The 9414-nt window shown below is 42.5% G+C and carries 10 protein-coding genes, 1 tRNA gene and 1 pseudogene; 1 reads left to right on the top strand and 11 read right to left on the bottom strand.

Annotation, left to right across the window (positions count from 1 at the left end):
* Positions 1-198 precede the first annotated feature (198 nt).
* Positions 199-1446: a calcium-binding protein gene (locus tag IM509_RS14585; protein ID WP_185236955.1), complete on the top strand. Its 1248-nt coding sequence runs from the start codon at positions 199-201 to the stop codon at positions 1444-1446.
* A 124-nt stretch (positions 1447-1570) separates the two neighbouring features.
* Here the strand turns inward: IM509_RS14585 and IM509_RS14580 are convergent.
* From IM509_RS14580 to IM509_RS14530, 11 genes and pseudogenes are all read right to left on the bottom strand, one after another.
* Positions 1571-1655: transfer RNA gene (locus tag IM509_RS14580), tRNA-Leu, on the bottom strand.
* Positions 1634-2521 carry a M48 family metallopeptidase gene (locus tag IM509_RS14575; RefSeq protein WP_170863945.1) on the bottom strand — a complete coding sequence of 296 codons (888 nt, stop codon included), beginning with the start codon at positions 2519-2521 and terminating at the stop codon, positions 1634-1636. The genes IM509_RS14580 and IM509_RS14575 overlap by 22 nt, the downstream gene beginning before the upstream one ends.
* Positions 2514-2933, bottom strand: coding sequence for a tetratricopeptide repeat protein (locus IM509_RS14570; protein WP_002766728.1), 420 nt, complete (start codon positions 2931-2933; stop codon positions 2514-2516). Before IM509_RS14570 ends, IM509_RS14575 begins: the two co-directional genes overlap by 8 nt.
* Positions 2934-3052: 119 nt before the next feature.
* Complete coding sequence (locus tag IM509_RS14565; RefSeq protein WP_052276734.1) at positions 3053-3790, bottom strand: sulfite exporter TauE/SafE family protein; 738 nt, start codon at positions 3788-3790, stop codon at positions 3053-3055.
* 31 nt (positions 3791-3821) lie between these two features.
* On the bottom strand, positions 3822-4589 hold the full coding sequence (locus IM509_RS14560) for a proteasome-type protease (RefSeq protein WP_052276735.1): 768 nt from the start codon (positions 4587-4589) through the stop codon (positions 3822-3824).
* 252 nt (positions 4590-4841) lie between these two features.
* Complete coding sequence (locus IM509_RS14555) at positions 4842-4970, bottom strand: hypothetical protein (RefSeq protein ID WP_287717086.1); 129 nt, start codon at positions 4968-4970, stop codon at positions 4842-4844.
* Positions 4948-5724, bottom strand: a complete 777-nt coding sequence (gene fabG / locus IM509_RS14550; RefSeq protein ID WP_002766731.1) for a 3-oxoacyl-[acyl-carrier-protein] reductase — start codon at positions 5722-5724, stop codon at positions 4948-4950. Before fabG ends, IM509_RS14555 begins: the two co-directional genes overlap by 23 nt.
* 141 nt (positions 5725-5865) lie before the next feature.
* Positions 5866-6765 (bottom strand): lysophospholipid acyltransferase family protein, encoded by a 900-nt coding sequence (locus IM509_RS14545; protein ID WP_185237829.1) that lies wholly within the window; start codon positions 6763-6765, stop codon positions 5866-5868.
* 105 nt (positions 6766-6870) lie between these two features.
* On the bottom strand, positions 6871-7356 hold the full coding sequence (locus tag IM509_RS14540) for a DUF29 domain-containing protein (protein WP_052276737.1): 486 nt from the start codon (positions 7354-7356) through the stop codon (positions 6871-6873).
* Positions 7357-7944: 588 nt separating this feature from the next.
* Entirely contained in the window at positions 7945-8592 is a 648-nt protein-coding gene (locus tag IM509_RS14535; protein ID WP_260441353.1) for an SH3 domain-containing protein, read from the bottom strand.
* 263 nt (positions 8593-8855) lie between these two features.
* Positions 8856-9269, bottom strand: a pseudogene (locus tag IM509_RS14530) (GUN4 domain-containing protein); the annotation flags it as partial.
* Between the last annotated feature and the right edge of the window lie 145 nt (positions 9270-9414).

Raw genomic sequence — 9414 nt, 5'->3', positions numbered from 1 at the left:
GAACCCTTATATAGAAAGGCATTTAGCGATTTTTGTCAATTGTTTTTTATCTAGAGCGAACTAATCAATTAAGTCTCTTGCCAGATAAGGATTTAGTCGATTTATGCCCCCCTATCGAACCATAACAAGTAACGAAGAGCCATTGTTCCCTAGCTTTCGTTCCCCTGAAATACAGTTAATTAGGACATAAGAAAGACAATGAACCCGATTTTTTCCGATATATTTGACGGCAATCTCTTAGACAATAACATAACTAACGGTACTGGCCTCGCCGATAATATCGTTCTTGATAACGGTAATGACACTTCTGACGGTGGTGCTGGTGATGATCTAATGTATGGTAATGGGGGCAGCGATAGCCTTCTAGGTAATGCGGGCAGCGACAATATTCAAGGTGGTTCAGGTAATGACACCCTCGATGGTGGGGCTAATAACGACACCCTTGATGGTGGGGCCGATAACGACACTTACCTCTTCGACACGGATCTGGTCTTGGGTAGCGATCGCCTAATTGATGCCTCTGGAATCGATACCCTCAACTTTGCGGCGACCACAACTAAAACCATCAACCTCAATCTCGGCAGTACCGCCGCCCAAACCGTCACCGCCGGAAATCTCACTCTCACCCTAGCTAGTGCCACTGCCTTTGAAAATGTCATTGGTGGTAGCCTCAATGACACGATTGTGGGCAATACTCTGGCTAATTCTCTCACCGGTGGGGCTGGTAATGATAGCCTTGACGGTCGGGCTGGTAACGACACCCTTGATGGTGGGGCTAATAATGACACATACCTCTTCGACACGGATCTGGTCTTGGGTAGCGATCGCCTAATTGATGCCTCTGGAATCGATACCCTCAACTTCGCGGCGACCACAACTAAAACCATCAACCTCAATCTCGGCAGTACCGCCGCCCAAACCGTCACCGCTGGAAATCTCACTCTCACCCTAGCTAGTGCCACTGCTTTTGAAAATGTTATTGGTGGTAGCCTCAATGACACGATTGTGGGCAATACTCTGGCTAATTCTCTCACCGGTGGGGCTGGTAATGATAGTCTATCTGGTGGAGACGGTGATGACACACTGATTGGTGGCAGCGGCACTGACACAATGACCGATGGTGTAGGTAACGACATTTACCGATTCTTGAGTGTATCAGATAGTGGGGTCGGTGCTGCGCGGGACGTACTTACAGATTTCACTCCTGGATTTGATAAGATTGACCTATCGGCGATCGATGCCAATACTACTATAGCGGGTGATCAAGCTTTCACTTTTGTTGGTACTGGTGGCATTGTCGGGGGCGGTATAGTCAACTACTTTATTTCTGGTAGCACTTTGATTGTTCAGGCAGAAATTGAGGGAGATGGTAACTTAACTGTTGATATGCAAATTCAACTCAATGGTGGATTATCTGCGATTGCGGCAACAGACTTTATCCTCTAGTCTGTGACTAATTGCACTTTTTAATCTCACGTTAGAGACAGTAAAATCTACTCCTCGGCGTGAGATTAATATTTAGTCGGATGAAACATCAACACCATAATAGCCAGAAATTACTGTAATTTGATGGGCGGAGTCGGACTCGAACCGACATGAGGGGCTGCCTCGCCACATTTTGAGTGTGGTGCGTCTACCAATTTCGCCATTCGCCCTTGGCATTAGTTTTATCATTATAACCCATTTTTGGCCCTTTTAACAAATTTTGATAATCGGGGGAACTGGCCCAACGATCGATTTCTCGCGCGCGCAGGACGGGGAGGGGATGGGTTAACTGTTGAGTTTGCAAACCCTTTAACATTTCGCCCATTTCCGAGGCGCTGACGGCATCGTAGGACTTGGCCTGATCGATAAAAGCCTCTAAATTTAATAAAGGTGCCAGACTGGGGGAACCTCCGGCTAACTTCATTAACACCGACATGACGATTTTTGGGTCTTGAACTGCCAATAAAGCCGCTCGATCGCAACTAAACTCGGCGCAGCGCACCCATGCTAACATTCTCTCCTGTAGGGATCGTGCTAACATTGTCCCCCAATTGGGCAGTAATCCCGCCGCTAGGACCATAATATTGGCTAAAGTCAGATAAACGCCGTGTTCACATTTGAGATGTCCTAATTCGTGGGCGATTACCGCTTGAATTTCTGCGGGAGTCAGCATTTCAATTAGGGAAGTGTGCATCACCATAAACGGTTTTTTGCCGCGCATGGCGAAGGTATAGGCGTTAGGAACGGGGTTTTGTTGAATGTATAATTGAGGTGGTTCTAAGTCGAGAATTCGGCAAGCTTCTAGGAGGAGATTATGCAGGTCGGGTAATTGTTTTTCCCCCACCAAAACACTAGCAGCAATATTATTTAAGTAAAAGAATTCCTCAGCGACGGAACCTAACAAACTTCTCACGGCTATATCTAACCCAGGCAACTGTTTAAGGGAGTTAGTGGCCTCTAGGTCGATGGGATGCCGAAAATCATTGGCTTTTAAGCCGAGTAATAACTGTTTTGATAATTCCATATTCTTATTCATTTAACCAAGCTTTGACGCGTTCTAAACTTTTCCAATCGGGTTTTCTAGCCAAACCATCAGCGATATTTTCATCCACTTCTTGGCGAACTTCTTTGTTTAAACTAACTAATTGTTGCACCAGTTCGATATGTTCTCTAACTCCGGCGGTTTTGGTTTCTAACATAGCTAAAACCAAATTGATCCGGTTTTGGGGGGAAACTTTATCGAGTTTAACGGCTTTTTGGGCGGCTTTTAGGGCTAATTCCGGTTTATCGGTGAGCATATATAACCAAGCTAAACAGGACCAAACGGCGGCATTTTTCGGACTGCGATCGCTTAATTGTTTAAATTCCGGCAATAAACTGGCGGCGCTTTCTCCCTGTTGGTAGCGTTCTAAACCTTGTTCGAGGGTAAAATTGGCGGTTTCTGTCATTTTCAGCTGCGGGGTTAATCAAGGAGCAAATTTAACGGTTATCGGCGTATTACACAAAGCTAGTACAAATCACCTTCATCTAGTATTTTAGCAAAATTTGTCCCCTTGTCAGCAAAATTTTAAAAGACGATGCCCCGTTCTCGCCAGATCATCAATAGGCCACTCATTGAAACGAATAACATCACTGCTTGTTTAAATTGCTGGGGACTCATTCTTTCTAAAACTTTTTGTCCTAACCAATTGCCCGGCCAGGCCGCTAATCCTAACAATAAACCGTAACCGAGAAAAGGCAGATGTAAAACTCCAAAGGCTGCGTAGGCGATTAATTTCGCCACATGAACTACGACCATGTGAACGGATTTCGTTGCCACCATTGGTTCTTTAACTAGCCCATAGTTAATATAAAACAGGTTCATCATCGGGCCGGTACTACCGACTAATCCTGACAAGAAAGCGTAGATAAATCCCGAGGGCATAAAATACCAAGTTTTAATCTCAAAAAAAGGATTTTCTTGTTGGGGAAATAATTGTTTAAGCGAGGATAAAACCAGAAAGATTCCCAAAACTAGCGGCAACCATTTGAATTGTAAATGGGCAAAGACAAAAGCACCGAGGGTAGATCCCATAATTGCCCCAGGTAAATACCACACCGTCGAGGGCCAGTCAATGGCGCGCCAATACATTCCCATGCGTTGGACGTTACCGATTAGCATCCCCGTGGTCAAAACCGGAGGAATGACGGCAGCATCGAGAAACCAACCTAAAACGGGGAGTAGAATCAGGGGACTACCCCCACCAGCCAGGGTGCTAAAAAACCAAGCTAGACTACCTGCCAACATCAAGGTAACAATGATCATCGAGTTGTAAAGTTAATTCACAAAGAGTTACTTAATCTATTATGATATCTTCTTTGGGATCTTCATCGGTATAATGCCATTCCACATTGGGCATAGCCTCGAAAGCTTGCCGGACGTAATCTTCCCAGAGTTTCCGCATTTTAGCTAGGTAGGGATCTCCCAAACGCAATTGTAACTTATGACGTAGGCTTAGGCTATTAGCTTCATACATACTCAAATAGATAGGTGGACCGACGGAAATATTCGATTTCATGGTCGAATCGATCGAAAGTAAGGCACATTTGGCCATTTCCTCTAGGGGTGTATCATAGGTAATGGTGCGATCAAGAATCGGTTTACCGTATTTAGTTTCACCTATCTGTAAAAAGGGCGTTTCTTTGGTGGCTTGAATATGATTTCCCTGGGGATAAATCAGGAATAATTGCGGTTCTTCTCCTTTAATTTGTCCCCCAAGAATAAAGTTACATTGAAAATCAATATTATCTTTTTCTAGCCAAGTCCTTTCCCTAGCTTGTACTTGACGACTTTTATCACCGATATAGTGGGCTATATCGTAGAGATGATTCAGAGAATGAAGACTTTTATCCTCTTGATTGTGCAGATCTCTTTTTAGTTCGTGAATCACTCCTTGGCTAATCGATAAATTCCCCGATGTGCAGACCATAATTACCCTTTCTCCCGACACCGAAAAGTCAAATAATTTCCGATAGGCCGAGATATAATCGACTCCCGCATTCGTGCGAGAATCTGCCCCCATAACAATGCCAAAACGATTGATAATTCCTAAACAGTAAGTCATTTTCAGTAATCAGTGAACAGTAATCAGTAATCAGTGAGCAGTAATCAGTGAGCAGTAATCAGTGAACAGTAAACAGTAATTAGTGAAGATTGATCGGTGAATAATATCATTTAAAGCTTAAAACTTAAAAATTTAATCTGATAACTAATCACTGATAACTGCTCGGTGAATAATATCATTTAAAACCTAAAACTTATCACTTTAATCTGATAACTGATAACTGATAACTGATAACTGATAACTGATCACTGATCACTGATCACTGATCACTGATAACTGATAACTGATAACTGATAACTGATAACTGATAACTGATAACTGATAACTGATAACTGATAACTGATAACTGATAACTGAATTAAGCCATAACCATACCACCATCGACGTTAAAGACTTGACCAGTGATATAAATAGCGGCGGGATCGGCGGCTAAAAAACGCACCATCCCGGCGACTTCTTCCGGTTTTCCGTAACGGGAGAGGGGGATATATTTGAGAATTTCATCTGCTTTGAGGTCATGAGTCATATCAGTTTCAATAAAGCCGGGGGCCACGGCATTAACAGTGATGCCTCGACTGGCAAATTCCTTGGCTAAAGTTTTCGTTAAACCGATAACACCGGCTTTAGCGGCGCTGTAATTAGATTGACCCGGATTACCCATCAAACCGGATACAGAAGTGATGTTAATTATGCGGCCGCTTTTCTGTTTTAACATCAATTTACCGACGGCACGAGTGCAGAGAAAAACCCCGGTTAAATTGAGATCGATGACCGCTTGCCAGTCTTCTAATTTCATTCTTAACATTAGGGTATCCCGGGTAATACCAGCATTATTAACTAAGACATCAATATGACCGAATTTTTCCTTGGTACTGTCCACTAAATTATCCACTTCTTCGCTTTTAGCCACATCTGCTTGTAGAGCTATTGCCTTTCCCCCGGCCGCGGTAATTTCTTCAACAACGGCATCGGCAGCACTGCTAGATTTAGCATAGTTCACCACTACAGTAGCACCCTGGCTGGCTAATTCCAAGGCGATCGCTTTACCGATCCCTCGCGAGGCCCCGGTTACTATGGCTACTTTGTCTTGTAAATGCTGGCATTCTGCGGGTAATAGTTTCATAATTTTCTGCATTCCCCAAATAATCGTCAAATCTCAAGAGAAAACTTTGTACTGATAACTTTGCTCAAAACACTTCATTATCTCACAAGCGGGTTAATCTGACCGCAGCAATCCTCAAGCGCAATCGCTCTGTCCCCACTTTCCTGTATAGTATCAGGGAGAATTGGCCGCCACTAATTGATCGAGTTGTTGCTGCATCAAATAACAGACTTTCTCATAACATTCGCGTACATAACGGCGGTCCCGGGCCGCTTTTTTGCCGTAACGTTCAAAAATAATTGGGGGACAAACCCGGGTATGTATCGGTACGGGTAAGGGAATATTCGGCAAGGGACCGATAGCTAGTCCCCAGGGTAAACCGAAATAGATGGGACAGGTCCCGGGGTCAATACCGAAAGGCCAAGGCATACCCTGTTTATGCAATTCTTTTAATTGAGGATAAATATCGTCGAGGACAAACAGAGTCGAGTGAGCGCCGTGGGAAATGGCGGGAATAATCGGCACTTCGTACTGTAAAGCTAGTTTAACAAAAGCTTGATTACCGGCAAAATGAATTTTATTTCTTAAACTGTGGGGACGGAAAACATCCGTAGCACCTCCTGGATAAATTAAGACACTAGCGCCACTATCCAAAGCGGCGATCGCCATTTTGGGATGAGCATGAACGGCCCCCATTTGGGCTGCTAGACTAGCTTGGGGTGGAAAAAATCGCCAGACTCGCGAATCCATCAAACCATAGACTAAGCGATCGCTGCCAAAGCGTTGAAACCAATCATACATCATCATAAACATATCGGGAGCCGCTAAACCGCCGTTATGGGAGCCGATGAATAATACTTGTCCTGAGGGGGGAATATTTTCCCAACCATCGGTTTCGACGCGAAAATAATGGTGATAAAACCAATCCAGAAGGGGGACAAATTTTTCGATCACTTGCGGATCGCGATCCTCTAATGACCAACCGGTGAGGGTATCAACAGGGGCCTTAGCCGCTTCTAGGGATAATTCGGCAAAAGTCGCCGTAGATGAGACAAAAGAACTAAAAATCTGCATTGATGCCCAGTGGATAATTTAAGCGCATCTTATTATCGCAAATTTCGGTTAAAAAACCCATCGTTTGAGAACGGCTTTCCTTGATAATTTTATCATTTTTAATGTCTAATCTTCACAGTTGAACCAATTTTTATCTAATAACTGTTCTAAACTGTAAGGGCATTCTGAGGGAAAATCGCCAAAAAAACCAGTTTTTTGTTGAACATAATCGAAAGCATCCTGATAGATTATCGGTAATTCCTCAGCTAAATAATTCTGTAAATTTGCTGTTAAAGATTTTCTTAATTGCGTGCGAAACCTGATAATTTCCGCTCGCCAATGATTCCCATTTATTTCTGCTTCTGTTGTCCAATATTGTAAAAGTAATAAATGCCTGATTACTTGTTCAAGTAAGCTACTGACTCGGTTTTTATCTCTTTTACTCAAGCTTTCTAATTCCTCAATTAAATGGATTATATCTAATTCATCTAAGCGATTTTCCTTGAGGATTTTTATTGTTTCCTCTAACCAAAGATGTTGATCAATTTCGTAAAGTAGGGGCAGGGTTTCTCCTCCCTCTACTTGCCAGGGATTCTGATTTAAAGTTTTCATTGGGTTGTTGGCGGTTTTTAATAGGAAATAAGCACCCTCATATATATATTAGGCCACTTTCTCCTAATTTTGATATTGACACGGGAAAAATTACCGCCCCTCCTTACAGTAACTAACTGCCATTATCCCTAAATAAATGTAAAAAAGATTAATTTTCGCCAAAATAGTTGACTTTACACTCCTCCTGTGGTGCGGTGCGCTTCAAAGTAGGTTGGGTTGAAGCATGAAACCCAACGCTAGAAACGACTCTAAGACCGATAGTATTTCAGCTAGGGAAAGGATGTTTCCATTCAATTAATTTCTAAGCACGAGTAGAGAGATTTTTGGCGTGGTTGAAGGAATAGAGGACGGTTTACGCAATCCCCTCGCCTTCGGTTTCCCCCTTTGAAAGAGGAGGTAGGGGGGATACCTAATACCATTTTTCAAAAGTAATGGCAGAGATGGTTAATTACCCTCACCCCCAATCCCTCTCCCAGAAAAGAAGAAAAGAGTAATATACTTGCCACCAATAAAGAAAAATGGTATAAGAAGTTATTTTTCAATTCTTGATTAGGAGCTATAAACCCAATTTTTCCGTAGGTTAAGTTTTTAGTTTTTACATAAAGAAACATTTTCATTGATGCCGGTTTTACCCGTTAATATCCAGCCTTCTTGTGGTGATTTTATGGCCACCCAGTTCAGATTATCATTGGTGGTAAAGATCATTAAAGAAAATGATTCCCCTTGAACAATTTGTCCACTTTTAACGATGCCTAAATGACGGGAATTAGTGGTAGAGTCTTCATAAATTATTAAGCCATTTTTCACGGAACTATTAACGCGCAAGCAAGGAACAGTTCCTAAAGAGGTGTTATAGGCAGTAACAGTATTAGTGCCTTTGAATTGACCATTTATCCAACAGCCATATTGTATGTTTCCCGAACCTATTTGATTGATGTCATTATCTAATCTCCACCAGTAGGTTTCTTGTTGTTTCTTCTCTGCATTGGGGGTGTCAACTTCGCCAAAACATAATTGCTGTAATTCTAGTCCTGCTCCTAAGTCCATATTGGAGAAACCGAAATCTATATTTGCATCGGTTAATTTATCCCAACGTTGCCATAGTGTCCAGCCTGTTTGGGGTTGATTATTGGAACCATTCGGATCGCCTATTTCTGCTTGTGTTTTTATGGAGAAAAGGTTGATCAAGCTATAAATTGTTAAACTGAGTAAGCTGGTTTTTACAATGTTCGACATTCTCATCTTGAATTATTGTTTAGAGGAGTAATAGAAAGTAGATCTTGTAGGGTGCGTTAGGCGGCCACTAATTCTGTCAAAAAAAAACAAATTTATAATCCGCCGCAACGCACCATCTCCATTATCAATGTTGTTTTCTATTCAACGAATTGTACTACAGGTCACAAGTCGGCTCTTCTCGACTTTGTGTGATAATTTTTGCTTATGGAATCGTGAAATGCTTATCGGGCAAGACTTTTAGGGCTATTTTGCGGAAGAAAGTATCAGTATAGACCTCGTTTCCACACAGAAACCAGAAGAGCCACAAGTCTTTTGGCAACTTTATGCACTGCGTTAACCCCAACATCAAAACAATGAGAAAAAGGGAGGTGCCCTTGGGGTGCTGTCATTAAATTAAAGGTAAAGGTATCTGGGTATTCCCAATTCTCCCTCCTCCAGCCGACGCGATAAGCGAACTTCTCCAAAATCCGATGATTATAGTCGAACTCATACAATTCTTTATCCGATGCACTTCTCCACCCCTCACTTCTCTTGAGACTCTCAAGATTTCTTTGCAAAGATGTACCGCCGAGACTCTCATAGATGTCTTTCTGGACACTGAAGCCAAACTTACCCTGACTATAGTGTAGCCAGAGTTGGTTGATAGTCCGTAAATCTTCACAAGGAAGATTATCGATTATCGGGGAGCATCTCACTTACGCGATGAGTAATTATACTTAGCCTAAAAGCCACTCTTAATCGTGTCTTGGAACGAAATAGAGGCTTTTAAAGACCGCGTACATGGAGAATTAAAACAAGAATTACCCTCGAAAAGCCTATTTT

Origin of the sequence: Microcystis sp. M31BS1 (genome assembly GCF_020245285.1) — a bacterium.
Taxonomy (GTDB): Bacteria; Cyanobacteriota; Cyanobacteriia; order Cyanobacteriales; family Microcystaceae; genus Microcystis; species Microcystis panniformis.
The sequence above is the reverse complement of the archived record's forward strand: the minus strand, read 5'-3'. Positions and strand labels throughout refer to the sequence as shown.